The organism is Ferroplasma sp., assembly GCF_037442045.1.
Classification (GTDB): Archaea; Thermoplasmatota; Thermoplasmata; order Thermoplasmatales; family Thermoplasmataceae; genus Ferroplasma.
Map to the genome: position 1 here is coordinate 1 of NZ_JBBIRC010000006.1, position 12,009 is coordinate 12,009.

17 protein-coding genes and 1 pseudogene are annotated in these 12,009 nt (G+C 36.5%); 2 read left to right on the top strand and 16 right to left on the bottom strand.

Annotated features, from left to right (window positions below; all coding sequences use genetic code 11):
- Window positions 1–56: 56 nt before the first annotated feature.
- The gene (locus WKI77_RS01475; protein ID WP_337860061.1) at window positions 57–194 is read right to left on the bottom strand and encodes a hypothetical protein; all 138 of its coding nucleotides are present in this window, start codon (window positions 192–194) and stop codon (window positions 57–59) included.
- 99 nt (window positions 195–293) lie between these two features.
- A complete protein-coding gene (locus WKI77_RS01480; protein ID WP_337860062.1) occupies window positions 294–419 on the bottom strand; it encodes a hypothetical protein in 126 nt (41 codons plus the stop codon).
- A gap of 456 nt (window positions 420–875) precedes the next feature.
- Here WKI77_RS01480 and WKI77_RS01485 point away from each other — a divergent pair.
- Both WKI77_RS01485 and WKI77_RS01490 read left to right on the top strand, forming a co-directional pair.
- A pseudogene (locus tag WKI77_RS01485) lies at window positions 876–1,046 on the top strand (ISAzo13 family transposase); the annotation flags it as partial.
- A 460-nt stretch (window positions 1,047–1,506) separates the two neighbouring features.
- Window positions 1,507–1,842, top strand: a complete 336-nt coding sequence (locus tag WKI77_RS01490; RefSeq protein ID WP_337860063.1) for a TA0956 family protein — start codon at window positions 1,507–1,509, stop codon at window positions 1,840–1,842.
- Here the strand turns inward: WKI77_RS01490 and WKI77_RS01495 are convergent.
- The 14 genes from WKI77_RS01495 to ndhC are packed head-to-tail and all read right to left on the bottom strand — an operon-like array spanning window position 1,839 to window position 11,975.
- Window positions 1,839–2,075 (bottom strand): hypothetical protein, encoded by a 237-nt coding sequence (locus WKI77_RS01495; protein WP_337860106.1) that lies wholly within the window; start codon window positions 2,073–2,075, stop codon window positions 1,839–1,841. The genes WKI77_RS01490 and WKI77_RS01495 overlap by 4 nt on opposite strands.
- Before the next feature lie 5 nt (window positions 2,076–2,080).
- Entirely contained in the window at window positions 2,081–2,419 is a 339-nt protein-coding gene (locus WKI77_RS01500; protein WP_337860064.1) for a hypothetical protein, read from the bottom strand.
- A gap of 9 nt (window positions 2,420–2,428) precedes the next feature.
- Window positions 2,429–3,835 (bottom strand): NADH-quinone oxidoreductase subunit NuoN, encoded by a 1,407-nt coding sequence (gene nuoN, locus WKI77_RS01505; protein WP_337860065.1) that lies wholly within the window; start codon window positions 3,833–3,835, stop codon window positions 2,429–2,431.
- The gene (locus tag WKI77_RS01510; protein WP_337860066.1) at window positions 3,832–5,328 is read right to left on the bottom strand and encodes an NADH-quinone oxidoreductase subunit M; all 1,497 of its coding nucleotides are present in this window, start codon (window positions 5,326–5,328) and stop codon (window positions 3,832–3,834) included. Before WKI77_RS01510 ends, nuoN begins: the two co-directional genes overlap by 4 nt.
- Complete coding sequence (locus WKI77_RS01515) at window positions 5,329–7,215, bottom strand: NADH-quinone oxidoreductase subunit L (RefSeq protein WP_337860067.1); 1,887 nt, start codon at window positions 7,213–7,215, stop codon at window positions 5,329–5,331. It lies immediately after the preceding gene.
- On the bottom strand, window positions 7,209–7,508 hold the full coding sequence (nuoK, locus tag WKI77_RS01520; protein ID WP_337860068.1) for an NADH-quinone oxidoreductase subunit NuoK: 300 nt from the start codon (window positions 7,506–7,508) through the stop codon (window positions 7,209–7,211). Before nuoK ends, WKI77_RS01515 begins: the two co-directional genes overlap by 7 nt.
- Window positions 7,505–7,726: an NADH-quinone oxidoreductase subunit J gene (locus WKI77_RS01525; protein WP_337860069.1), complete on the bottom strand. Its 222-nt coding sequence runs from the start codon at window positions 7,724–7,726 to the stop codon at window positions 7,505–7,507. Before WKI77_RS01525 ends, nuoK begins: the two co-directional genes overlap by 4 nt.
- Window positions 7,716–7,967, bottom strand: coding sequence for an NADH-quinone oxidoreductase subunit J (locus WKI77_RS01530; protein ID WP_337860070.1), 252 nt, complete (start codon window positions 7,965–7,967; stop codon window positions 7,716–7,718). Before WKI77_RS01530 ends, WKI77_RS01525 begins: the two co-directional genes overlap by 11 nt.
- Window positions 7,964–8,461, bottom strand: coding sequence for an NADH-quinone oxidoreductase subunit NuoI (gene nuoI, locus WKI77_RS01535; RefSeq protein WP_337860071.1), 498 nt, complete (start codon window positions 8,459–8,461; stop codon window positions 7,964–7,966). The genes WKI77_RS01530 and nuoI overlap by 4 nt, the downstream gene beginning before the upstream one ends.
- Window positions 8,462–8,466: 5 nt before the next feature.
- Window positions 8,467–9,522 carry an NADH-quinone oxidoreductase subunit NuoH gene (gene nuoH / locus WKI77_RS01540; RefSeq protein WP_337860072.1) on the bottom strand — a complete coding sequence of 352 codons (1,056 nt, stop codon included), beginning with the start codon at window positions 9,520–9,522 and terminating at the stop codon, window positions 8,467–8,469.
- Window positions 9,519–10,622, bottom strand: a complete 1,104-nt coding sequence (locus tag WKI77_RS01545; RefSeq protein WP_337860073.1) for an NADH-quinone oxidoreductase subunit D — start codon at window positions 10,620–10,622, stop codon at window positions 9,519–9,521. Before WKI77_RS01545 ends, nuoH begins: the two co-directional genes overlap by 4 nt.
- On the bottom strand, window positions 10,622–11,077 hold the full coding sequence (locus tag WKI77_RS01550) for an NADH-quinone oxidoreductase subunit C (RefSeq protein ID WP_337860074.1): 456 nt from the start codon (window positions 11,075–11,077) through the stop codon (window positions 10,622–10,624). The genes WKI77_RS01545 and WKI77_RS01550 overlap by 1 nt, the downstream gene beginning before the upstream one ends.
- 5 nt (window positions 11,078–11,082) lie before the next feature.
- Window positions 11,083–11,547, bottom strand: coding sequence for an NADH-quinone oxidoreductase subunit B (locus WKI77_RS01555; protein ID WP_337860075.1), 465 nt, complete (start codon window positions 11,545–11,547; stop codon window positions 11,083–11,085).
- Window positions 11,544–11,975: an NADH-quinone oxidoreductase subunit A gene (ndhC, locus tag WKI77_RS01560; RefSeq protein WP_337860076.1), complete on the bottom strand. Its 432-nt coding sequence runs from the start codon at window positions 11,973–11,975 to the stop codon at window positions 11,544–11,546. The genes WKI77_RS01555 and ndhC overlap by 4 nt, the downstream gene beginning before the upstream one ends.
- Window positions 11,976–12,009: the final 34 nt, after the last annotated feature.

The following is a 12,009-nucleotide window of genomic DNA, read 5'->3' on the forward strand; positions in this document are numbered from 1 at the left end:
ACTAAATTATAATTGTGCTATTTAAATTTTTTGAAATCTGTAAAACTGTCAATAAATCAGAGATCATAATCTATAAGGAAAGAAAATGCTATTCCGTGGTTCCTGCATATTTCTTCTATTGATATATCAGGGTTATTAAATGACTCCATTATTACATTGAATTTTTCTTCCCCTGATCTATATGATCTGGGCATAGTTGCACCTTCTATTAAATACTCCAATTAATATATTACTCCTTTTAACTATATGCAAATTATTACTGGGCATAATCAGTAACCTTGCCCAACTCTTTCCTAATCAGTATCCTTTTCCGGCTTGTAATCCATGTCAAAGAGCATCGCATTCTTGATGTTGCTTGTTTCTTTCGCTCTCTCCTTAACCTTTGCCTCAAGGAATGCGTATGGATCTCTCATGGACATATTCTCACCAACAATACAGATTGCAAAAGCAAAATTATTAATTCGTCTGAAAGAGTCGAATTATATGGTGTTGGGAAACCGTTTCTCTGCATTAAGAAGAGAATGAATCGGAAAACGATTGAGTATTCTGGTTTGTAATAAATACAAAAGCAAAAGAAATTCTATTTTTTTAGAATGGACTTACCAGTTTCCAATTTATAGTTAATTACCTACATTATTATACTATCATTTAAGAATTCTTTTATCCAGTCTTTCGCATATGATTTTTTTACTGATAGCCCCAGAAATCCAGATCTCATAGTTTCTTTCACATCATCTTCAGAATTTATTTTGGCTGTTAAAACAATTCTTTTAATGCCATTCCATATAAATTCTATTGGATTAGGGTCTGGAGAATATGGTGAAAGGAATACCAGCTTTATGCTTTATAAGGATGCAATATCTTTTACTATGGTAGAATTACGGAAATTCGCCACAGAATCCAATCTGAATATAACCGTATGTCATTTCCCTCCCGGGATGAGCAAGTGGAACGGGATTGAGCATCGCATGTTTTCGTATATAAAAATGAACTGGAGAGGCAAACCACTGAGATCATTTCAGGCCATAATCGAGCTCATTGTTGCAGAAGTGAATCCTGTCATGGATAAATTCACATGGAATGGAACTATTCCATGCTATCCGGAAATAGTAAACCTGACAGTGTTATTCATTAACAAATCCTTAGTTAATTTACAGCAATGTTAATGCACAACCAGAATTAGTAATTATACGAATGTTCTTAGACTTAAAAGAACCGATGCGGATTATAAATATCATTTTGATAATATAAAAGATGAATTTAAAGCTGTATTGATTAAAGTAGAAGAGATTGAAAAGATACTAAATCAATCAGGTCAATTATAGAAAGAGGAACATCAATTTGATAGAGCCCATTTGAAATTTAGTTTATTTTCGAACATGCCCTATATGAATTATGTGTTGCATAATATAATGTTTATGCGGTAATTCAATTCTGGATTCGCCATCTTTGCACAACATAAAACAAAATTGAAATATAAAATAATGAAATAACGTTCTGATAATTATGGTAAAATGTGTCATGTATAACCTGAAAATGAGTGAAACGCACCCTTCAACTATATGTGTCCTTGCTGACAGATTTGAGGATTCGTTCAGGGATTTAATTGAAGTATTAACATCTCCGCTTCCAGTAGAAAGCCTTGAGGAATATATAGAAGAATATGCAAGAACAGATGAAATTATGCCGGAAGATAAAACAATTGGATTTGTTATAATAAATAAGGAGAAAAAAGTTGCTTCGCTGAATTTTAATGAGAAAACTTATGACGATGAAGAAATACAAAAAATATTGCAGAAATATAAGGAACTGGGATTTAAAACAGAAATTGAATTAGATTAATACATTGTTAAATTATATCTTTTATCCGCAGATTCATAGGTTTCTCTTGAATTAATTTCAAGGATCTTGCTAATTTTTATCATATGCTCTTCCGGGCTTTTGTCATATATTTCACGCCAGAGTATCAGGCGCTTTTCATGGTCATCGTATAATACTGTTTCACCGCATTTCTGAATGCAGTGTATGGCTTCTGCTGCCTCATAGGCATTTGAAATATTATTAAAGCATTCCATATAGTTCACAGGTCATCACACCTCTTTCCATCAAATTCAGGATATTTTATATTGTATCTGTTCATTGAATATTTAATTATATCTACCAGTGCAAATATATACTCTTTATAATCCCTGATAAATGGGAATATATTGTACTTATCATCAGAATAGATCTTATATAAATCCTCCGGGTCTATTTCTCCTTTTAACGTGTTTATAAGGTATTGCATGAACTCTTCTTTATTTTTCAATCCTTTCTTTTTGTATAATTTCATGTTTTTATCAACTATGCTGTATGCATTATTAACATCGCCATTGACAACGGACATTTTGAATATTTCTATTACATCTTCAGCATTCATTTTTATCACCTATATTATAGCTATACCTGCCAGATATGTGTAAAGGGCAAATGATACTCCAAGGCCAAGGGTTATCAATCCCATGATAATGACACTATATTTTATCCCGGGAGCCATGTTGAATTCATTATCGCTTTCCTTTCTGTATGAATATATAATTATCCTGAAATAATAGAATATCGAAATGGCACTGTTCATTATTGCTATTACTGCAAGCCACCAGAGATCTCCTATGATAAGGGAAAAGAACAGGAAATATTTAGCAATAAAGCCTCCGGTAAGCGGAACTCCTGCCAGGGAAAGCAGCATTATGGCAAAGAACAGCGCTGTCCATCTGGATTTCTTGCTCAACCCTACAATATCATCTATCATCACTTTATCCTTCTTTACAAGGCTCATTGCTATGAAAGGCCCGGCTTTCATGAATATATATGCTATGGCATAAAACATTGCAGACGAAATGGCGAACCTCACAAATACTTGTTTGGAAACAAGAACAGCTGGATAATATGAGTACCCTATTAATGCAAATACAAGAATCATGTATCCGGCCTGTGCAACACTGGAATATGCAAGTATGCGCTTTAGATTGTTTTCCATTAAAGCTGCCAGATTGCCGTAGGTCATTGTCAGTATTGCAAGTATTGCGAAGAGGAAAAATACGTAATTATAGTCAGGTATAAAACCAAGGAACAGGAATTTAAGAAGTATCATATAAGCTATAAGTTTTCCTCCGGTGGAAAGAAAAGCAGAAACGGAATTTGGAGCGCCGTCATATGTATCTATTGCCCATTGCTGCATTGGGAATATTGCAATTTTAAATCCAAATCCTATTGTTATAAATAGCAGTGAAAGCAGAAGGGAGTGGTTAAAATCTATTGTTCCAACAGCATTCAGGTTAAATGTTTTAGTTGATAGATAGAAAAAGGCTATGCCCATAATATTAAATGATGTGCCAACAGTGCTTATCATGAAGTATTTAAGTGAAGCCTCAAGATTTCTCCTGGTCTTGTTAAATGCGGTTAATATATATGTGGCTATGCTTACTCCTTCAAATGAAACAAACAGTACTATCAGATTATAGGTATATGCTGCTATAACCATTGATAATGCCATAAATAGCAGGATAGCGTAATAAACATCAAATCTCTTCTTTATATCGTTCATTGATGGTATAATAATTACCATTATTGACACAAGGAATATCAATGCCCAGTATGAGTCAAATGAGGAAATGTTCAGTGATGCTATGCTGTAATTATTTTTCTGGAACATTATAATAAAAAATGCAGCTATTAAAACGATAAAAGTGAATCCTCCAAGTATTTTTTTATTGTCTGTTTTTATTCCAGCAGCCAGTGCTATAAATCCTGCGGTTCCCAGCAGTACCAATGCGTAAAGATATTCATAATTCATATTAATCCCCCAAGATGAGATGCGTAGGCAGTAAGTATTCTAAAGAATAGTGTGGGATATATTCCAAAGAATATGGATAATGCCATAATTGAAAAAAGAATGGCAAACTCCTGCTTGCTAATATCTTTTAGCCTGCCAAGCCTTTCGTCGAAAAATCCGAATAATGCCCTCTGTGCAGCCCAGATCATGAATGCAGCAATAATTATAAGGCCAAGTACGATAAATAATGTATAAAATCCAATGCTCTGAAATGCAGCTATGGTAACGGAAAATTCACCTATAAAACCAGCCAGTGCAGGCAATCCAAGAGAAGCAAGCATGCCAACAAGAATAAACGATGAGAGGATCGGAATCTCTCTGTTGAGCCCACCGAGTTCGTATATCTTTGAAGTTCCCGTTCTCTTGTAAAGAAAAGAAAGTGAAGCAAATATCAAAGATGCTACAAATGCATGTGCTATAATCTGATACATTCCTCCGGAGAGGTCCATGGTTCTAACATATCCAGTTGAAAGCAATGCGGTTCCAAAAGCGATTGTTATGAATGACATCTCCGCAGCACTCCCATAAGCAGCCATTCTTTTTAAATCCGTTTCAAACAACGCTGAGAATGCAAAATATACGATGCTGATAATGCCAAGCAATATTATAAAATATGCCAGGTCTTTTGGGAATAGCCCTGCTATTGGGTAGAGTATTCCAAGAAGGCCATATCCACCCATAGCCACAAGGCCGCCAGAAAGTAGTATTGTGCCTGAATATGGTGCATCAAAATATGCATCTGGCAGCCATTCATGCAATGGAAATGTGGGCAGTTTTATAAGAAATGCAAGCAAAAATCCAAATATTATAAAATAGAATGCGAATGATGGAATAGTTGCCATAAAGTTAATGTTCATCAGGTCACTGATCTGGAAAGTGAATATGTTTGTATTTAAGAAATAGTATGTAGACAGTGTAAATATAGAAAGCAAAAGGAATAATGAACCAATATGCGTATATATTAAAAATTTCAAGGAGCTTCTTTCCTTGCTTCCGGTTCCATATTTTCCAATAATAAAAAATACAGGTATCAGAACAGCTTCCCAGAATATGTAGAAGAAGAGAAGGTTACGAACCATGAATAATCCTGTAAGCCCAAATCCTGCAGCCATAAACAGGCCATAAAAATATGCACCGTGTGATTTGCTTCCCATCAATATGGCGAAGATTGACACAAGCAACGCTATCAGCACAAGCAAATCCGAGAATCCTGTAAGCCCAAGGGAGAAATTAATATGCACTATTACACCATTTATATTGGAGTTTGCAAGCAGAACATTATAATATGAGATGACACCGCCATTGTAATTTCTAAAATCAAATACAGAATATATAACAAATAACACTGTAAGTATTCCCAGTGATATTAAAGCTACAGACTTTGAATGCTTTCCTCCGAAAAAGCTCAATCCTGTCATTATAAAGAACAGTATAAAAAAGTAAAGCAAGAACATTTAAATCACCCCTATTAGCTCAATAACAGCAAAAATAACAACCATTCCTATTATTAAAAATGCCACATAAAACGGAATATTTCCTGTTTCTATTTTTCTGAAATCCGTTCCAAGTATGGATATTTCAGTACCCACTGAATCTACTTTTTCATTGTATTCCCTGTCCAGTATACCTAAAAAGTATGCAAATGGAAGTATAATTCTCTGCGCTATTATTTCTGTATAAAGCCAGTCAAAATAGAATTTATTCTTTACAATCTTATAAAGCGGATTCTTTGTTATTTTTGTGTTTCCATTTACGTTGTAGCGATATATAGCATATGCTATAGCTATTCCAAGAAATGAAAATACAACAGGCAATGCGGCTATTGCAAGGGGTGGCGAATAAATATTTACCGATGCATAAATAAATTTGTAAAACGGCTTCTGTATAATTCCAAGGGTAAGTGACAGGAATGCCAGTACAATCAGAGGCGATAGATAAATCAATTTGGGATCATGCGCATTCTCTGCGATCTTTGACCTTGGTTTTCCAAGGAATACCAGGAAATACAATCTAAATGCATATGTAGCGGTAAGAACCTCGCCAAACAATAGCAAAAGCCAGGGTATTATATTGCCTGAATTAACAAAATATTCATATGCACCTGAAATTATCTGATCCCTTGAGAAATAACCGGCCGTTGGCGGTATGGCTGCAAGAGTAATAGTTCCAATAAGCATCAATATTGCTGTAGCTGGCATTCTTTTGAAAAGTCCGCCCATATCCTTTACATTTCTTAACTCCAAAAGCATAACAAGTATTACTCCTGCCCCCATGAACAGCAATGCCTTAAATACTGCATGAATTACTAAATGATACATCCCAAAAGCAACTCCGGAGTATCCAATTACTCCTCCAAGCCCAATAGCGGCCATCATATATCCCAGTTCACTTATTGTAGAATAAGCAATTATACGCTTGATATCATTAACTACTATTCCGAGTATGCCTGCATAAAATGCGGTAAACGACCCGATAATTACAACTGCATATAATGAATATGATGATGAATAATAGAACAGTGGAAATAATCTGGCAACAAGGTAAACACCGGCTGTTACCATAGTTGCTGCATGGATTAAAGCAGAAACGGTAGTTGGCCCTTCCATTGAATCTGGAAGCCATACATGCAATGGAAACTGAGCCGATTTAGCTACAGCTCCTGCAAGGAAGAGAATTGTTGCCATCGCAAGGACGTTTGGACCTATTGCAGAAGCAATAGATTGTGCATTGTTTATCAAATACGGTATGCTCAACGGGCTTGTTCCTGAAGGCACCACATTTACAAGTTTAGAATACAGCACGCCCATTCCAATTATGAATAATAAATCTCCAACACGGGTAACAATAAATGCTTTCTTTGCAGCAGCAGCTGCATTTGGCTTGAAAAACCAGAAGCCTATAAGCAGATATGAACATAATCCAACTATTTCCCAGAAAAGGAAGAAAAGCACAAGATTAGAGGAAACAACCAGACCAAGCATTCCAGCTATAAAAAGCGATGTTTCTGAAAAATAGATATTCTTCCTTGGATCATCTTTCATATAGAACAAAGCAAATAGTGTTATCATCAATGACATGAAGGCTACCATCATTGCCATGATTACAGTTAAATGGTCTATGTAAATTCCAAAATCTATGTTATAAAACCATGTATAATGGGAATATATATAGTTGCGGTGGAGAAGGTCCAGATATGCCATTATGACCAGAATCAGCGATCCAAGAATCATAACAGTGCTGAAAATGCCTGAATATTTCAATTTGTATCTGCCTGTTATATATTCTAACGGGAAAGCGAAAAGCGGAAGCAAGAATATGAAATAAAATATGTTAATTACCATTTTATATCCCTCAGCAATGAAATATTTATTTTCCCATATTTTTTGGAAATTAAAGTAAATATAGCAATTCCAACGGAAGTCTCAATAACACCTATTGCAATTATAAATAATGCAAAAACAACTGCAGATGTGGAATAATATAATGATGCCACGCCGATAACATCAAGCAGGGCAGAATTCAATACAATTTCCAGAGATATTATTACCTTCATTCCGACCTTTGAAGTAATTACCCCATAGATTCCTATAGTAAATAAAATCAATGAAAGGTAAAGTATATAAATTATATTCATTTTTCATCATCTCCAACTATATACATTATTCCTATTATGGATGCCACAAGCAAAACAGAGAGAAGTTCAAATGGAACTATGTATGAGGAAAACAGCAATATGCCTATTCTGGAAATATCCTGCGATTTCGGGGTAAAGCTTTTGCTTATTGTGAGCAGATTTGCCCCTATTACTATTATGAATGCGATCACAGCAATTTTCTGTGCTTTATTCTTCAACGTCCTTACCTCCTGTGAGCATTAAAACAAAAACAATTAAGATTACTATAGATCCCGTATACACAAGCAGCTCAACGCTTCCAACAAAACTCAGGCCCAGGAAGATAAAAATTGAAGAAAATACCACCATGAGCATTAAAAGGAATATGGATGAATGTATGAGATTTTTTGAGCTTATGGCGCTGAGTGCCATAATTACTCCTATTGCCGCCAGTATAAGGAATATAATAGTGTATATCATTTTATAACATCCTCCTCCTGCATTGTCAGTTCCTCTGGAGAATATGTAAAACTATTTCTTGTTCTGGAATCTTCAAACTGATGTGTCAAATATATTGCATCGGTGGGGCATATTTCCTCACATTGCCTGCAAACTGTGCATGTGCCAAAGTTAACGTCTGGATATATATTCCTCTTATTCTGCAGGTTTTTTCTATCACCCCTTGCTGTCTGGACAACATTATTTTCAAGCCCTGATCGGTCAAAGTCCCAGTGCTCCATCTTTATGCTGTGGTTAGGGCATATTTTTGAGCATAATGTGCATCCAACACATGCCTCTGGAACAAGGAATATTCTGTATCGGAATCTTTCAGGTATTTCACCTTTATCCTCCGGATATTGAGTTGTTACGGGCTTTGTGAACATATACTTTCCCATATTCACCATGGCTTTCAAAGACCCGATAACAGGCACCGGTTTTTTTGGCATTTTAAGTTCTTTAACTGTTCCAACCATTTTTATCACCTTATATACAATACGAATAAACCTGCATAAACCAGATTAATCATTGATAATGGAAGCAGATACTTCCATCCTAAATTTACAAATTTATCTATCCTTATCCTTGGCAGAGTAACCCAGATCAGGAATGCTATTAGCACCAATATTATAGTCTTGATTAACAGGTATACAAAGCCAACATAGTTATCAAATGGGCCATTTGCACCACCGAGGTATAATACAGCTACAAGAAAAGAGCTCAGGTATACCATTCCAAATAATCCTACGTAGAATAAGCCGAATCTCATTCCAGAATATTCTGTTGTATATCCGGAGATAAGTTCACTGTCACTTTCTCCAAGATCAAATGGTGAATAAGAAGCTCTTGCTACCATAGAAATAAAGAAGACAAGGAGTCCAAGTGGCTCTATTATTCCGTATGGGATAATTTCATTGGAAACAATTGCAGAGAGGCTGAAGCCACCGTTAATAGCTCCGCCGGTCACATATGATCTGGATGATATCATAACTATTGCAAGGACGCTTATCATCATGGGGATTTCAAATGAAATATCCTTTGCAACAGCCCTCATGGTTCCAAGAAGTGCATAATTGCTTTTTGTGCTGATTCCACCAAGTATTTCGCCTATTGGAAGTATGGAAAGTATTCCAAACATCAGTATCAGTGTAACTTTTGAATGCGTAACAGCAATAGACCCGAAATATGCCAGGTCACCGAATGGTATCAGCATGAATGCCAGCATTGTAGCAATAATAACTATGAGTGGAGCTATCTTATATGCAAGGTCGTCCCTTCTTTCAGGCATTATGGCTTCTTTCCCAAGCAGCTTAAAAAGGTCTGCTATCAGCTGAAGCAGGCCATATTTCCCAACCCTGTTTGGGCCAACCCTTCTCTGTATCCTTGCCATATATTTTCTGAAAATATATATTAAAGCAATAAATGAAATTCCTACAAAGGCAAGTACAACAATAGTCTGCAAAAGATATGCAAGACCAAATGAAGTAAAATTTCCAAGGAAAGAAAACCACTGATGAATACTTAACAGGAGGCTCATCTGTCCACCTCTCCGGCAACAGCATCAACAGAAGCTATCGTGGCAATTAAATCTGCTATCATGCCCCCACGTGACATAATTGGCACAGTTGCAAGATTTTTAAAGGAAGGGCTTCTTGCATGAACTCTATATGGCTTTACTCCTCCATCGCCACGTATGAAAACGCCAAACTCCCCGCTTTCCGATTCAACCCGTGTAAACACGTCGCCCTGTGCTTTTAACAATAACATAGCAGCCTTTTTGGCCTTAGGATTGAAATATGGGCCATCTGGCAATTTATCAAGGCACTGCTCTACTATTCTTGCAGATTGCCGTAGCTCTTCAACCTTAACAAGAAATCTGCCTAAATTGTCCTTTGTATGTGCAACAGGAACGTCAAAATTAACTTTATCATAAAATAAGTAAGGTGAATCTTTTCTCACATCGTAGCCTATTCCTGAAGCCCTCAACATTGGCCCTGTAACACCATAATCCAGTGCCACTTCCGGCTCCAGTATGCCTATTCCTTGGTTTCTCTGCCAGAAAACCTCGCTGTCAACATACATTTTTACAATTTCTTCCAGCTTGCCCTTAAACTGGGAGATAAATTCTTTAATTTCTTCAATAATTTTATCGTTAAAATCCTGGTAAACTCCGCCGATGCTCATATAATTTACTTCCTGCCTGCCACCGGAAGCTTCGGTAAAGATTCTCTGTATTTTTTCCCTTTCATGGAATGTGTGAAAAAAGGGAGTAAGCATGCCAAGATCAAGCCCCACAGCCCCAATTCCCACCATTCTTGATGCTATTCTGCTCAGTTCAGCCACAATCATTCTGATCCACTGTGCCCTTTCAGGAACTTCCATGCCCATTAATGTTTCAGCTGCCCTTAGATAACCAAGCTCCATGTTCATTGCGTCTATATAATCCATACGGTCAAAATATATTGTAGCGTTTGAATAATAACCTAATTCGCAGATTTTTTCAGCATTTCTGTGTAAATAACCGATAGTTATGTCCACATCCTCAACAGTCTCTTCATTGAGTTTTACCCTGAACCTGTATATCCCATGTGTAGCTGGATGCACGGGGCCAACATTAAGTTCTATCCAGTGTGCCATTACCAGCCCTCCTTTTCATCAAAGCTCACATGCTCATTTCCGCTTTTGTCCATGCTTATGTACTGAACCTTTTTCAAATCATAATCCTTTCTAAGGGGGTGGCCAACCCATTCATCCGGAAGCACTATACGCCTTAAATTGTCATGCCCTTCAAATATTATTCCTACAAGATCGTATTGCTCCCTTTCATCCCAGTCCGCTGCTTTCCATAGTTTGGTTAATGAAGGTACCTTTTCATCATTTGTTGATACCTTAACAGCAACATAATCATTTTTATCAAAATTATGGATATGGTAAATTACTTCCAGATGGTCTTTCATATCGATTCCGGTTATAGATGATAAATAATAACCATTACCTTTATAATCGTTCATCAGCTCCAGCAAATCTGATTTATCTATATTTAGAACCTTCATGCCGGATTTGTCAGCCTCTTCAGATAAAATTTTGTACATTTTGATCACCTGTCAGTCTCATTTCTGATTTTCTTCTGGAGCGTAATTAATCCATAGGTAAGAGCCTGTGGCGTCGGAGGGCACCCTGGAACGTATACATCAACTGGTATTACCTTATCTACGCCGAGAACTACGGAATAACCGTCTACGTATGGGCCTCCCTGGATAACACAGACACCCATGGCAATGACATATTTTGGATACGGCATTTCTTCATATATCCTCTTTACCCTTGGAGCCATCCTTTTTGTAGTTGTACCGGCAACAATCATTAGGTCTGATTGCCTTGGAGAATTTCTGAATATTTCACTTCCAAACCTTGCAAGATCAATATCGGCCGCCTGTGTAGCCATCATTTCTATTGCACAGCATGCAAGTCCCATTGTAAGTGGCCATAAAGAATTTGATCTTCCCCATTCAAGGGCTTTATCAAGAGTGGTAGTTTTTATGCCTATATCCCCTGTTTTCATTTCATCCACCTCATATACCCTTTCTTATAGGCATAAAAAACAGCAAATAGTGGCATTGCCAGGAAAATTATAGTTTCTATAAATGGAGTAATCCCAAGTGCATAGAAATCAAATGCCCAGGGCAGCAATAACAGCATATCTATATCAAATAAAATGAAAAGAAATATTATAACATAATACTGTACTGTAATATGGCCTTCCTCATATTCTACTGCAACCTCACCGCTTTCGTATGGCTCACGATATGAATCGTCGCCCGGTGGATTATTTTCAATATCAATGTTTCTGACTATATTATTTATGCTGAACTTGATCCCGCCTTTTTTATTTCTGTTATCTCCTACAGTTGGGAGGATCTTAAATACAAGGGATAGTGCAAGCACCAGTAAAATTATGGTAATCACAATTGAAGCGTATCCCTGTAACATTGTTCTTATATTTTTACAGCCTATTTAATTATAT

Excerpts from the sequence above, each read along its gene's own strand:
- WKI77_RS01475 (WP_337860061.1), bottom strand. The coding sequence starts at position 194 with ATGCCCAGATCATATAGATCAGGGGAAGAAAAATTCAATGTAATAATG.
- WKI77_RS01480 (WP_337860062.1), bottom strand. The coding sequence starts at position 419 with ATGTCCATGAGAGATCCATACGCATTCCTTGAGGCAAAGGTTAAGGAG.
- WKI77_RS01490 (WP_337860063.1), top strand. The coding sequence starts at position 1,507 with ATGGTAAAATGTGTCATGTATAACCTGAAAATGAGTGAAACGCACCCT.
- WKI77_RS01495 (WP_337860106.1), bottom strand. The coding sequence starts at position 2,075 with ATGGAATGCTTTAATAATATTTCAAATGCCTATGAGGCAGCAGAAGCC.
- WKI77_RS01500 (WP_337860064.1), bottom strand. The coding sequence starts at position 2,419 with ATGAATGCTGAAGATGTAATAGAAATATTCAAAATGTCCGTTGTCAAT.
- nuoN (WP_337860065.1), bottom strand. The coding sequence starts at position 3,835 with ATGAATTATGAATATCTTTACGCATTGGTACTGCTGGGAACCGCAGGA.
- WKI77_RS01510 (WP_337860066.1), bottom strand. The coding sequence starts at position 5,328 with ATGTTCTTGCTTTACTTTTTTATACTGTTCTTTATAATGACAGGATTG.
- WKI77_RS01515 (WP_337860067.1), bottom strand. The coding sequence starts at position 7,215 with ATGGTAATTAACATATTTTATTTCATATTCTTGCTTCCGCTTTTCGCT.
- nuoK (WP_337860068.1), bottom strand. The coding sequence starts at position 7,508 with ATGAATATAATTTATATACTTTACCTTTCATTGATTTTATTTACTATA.
- WKI77_RS01530 (WP_337860070.1), bottom strand. The coding sequence starts at position 7,967 with ATGATATACACTATTATATTCCTTATACTGGCGGCAATAGGAGTAATT.
- nuoI (WP_337860071.1), bottom strand. The coding sequence starts at position 8,461 with ATGGTTGGAACAGTTAAAGAACTTAAAATGCCAAAAAAACCGGTGCCT.
- nuoH (WP_337860072.1), bottom strand. The coding sequence starts at position 9,522 with ATGAGCCTCCTGTTAAGTATTCATCAGTGGTTTTCTTTCCTTGGAAAT.
- WKI77_RS01545 (WP_337860073.1), bottom strand. The coding sequence starts at position 10,622 with ATGGCACACTGGATAGAACTTAATGTTGGCCCCGTGCATCCAGCTACA.
- WKI77_RS01550 (WP_337860074.1), bottom strand. The coding sequence starts at position 11,077 with ATGTACAAAATTTTATCTGAAGAGGCTGACAAATCCGGCATGAAGGTT.
- WKI77_RS01555 (WP_337860075.1), bottom strand. The coding sequence starts at position 11,547 with ATGAAAACAGGGGATATAGGCATAAAAACTACCACTCTTGATAAAGCC.
- ndhC (WP_337860076.1), bottom strand. The coding sequence starts at position 11,975 with ATGTTACAGGGATACGCTTCAATTGTGATTACCATAATTTTACTGGTG.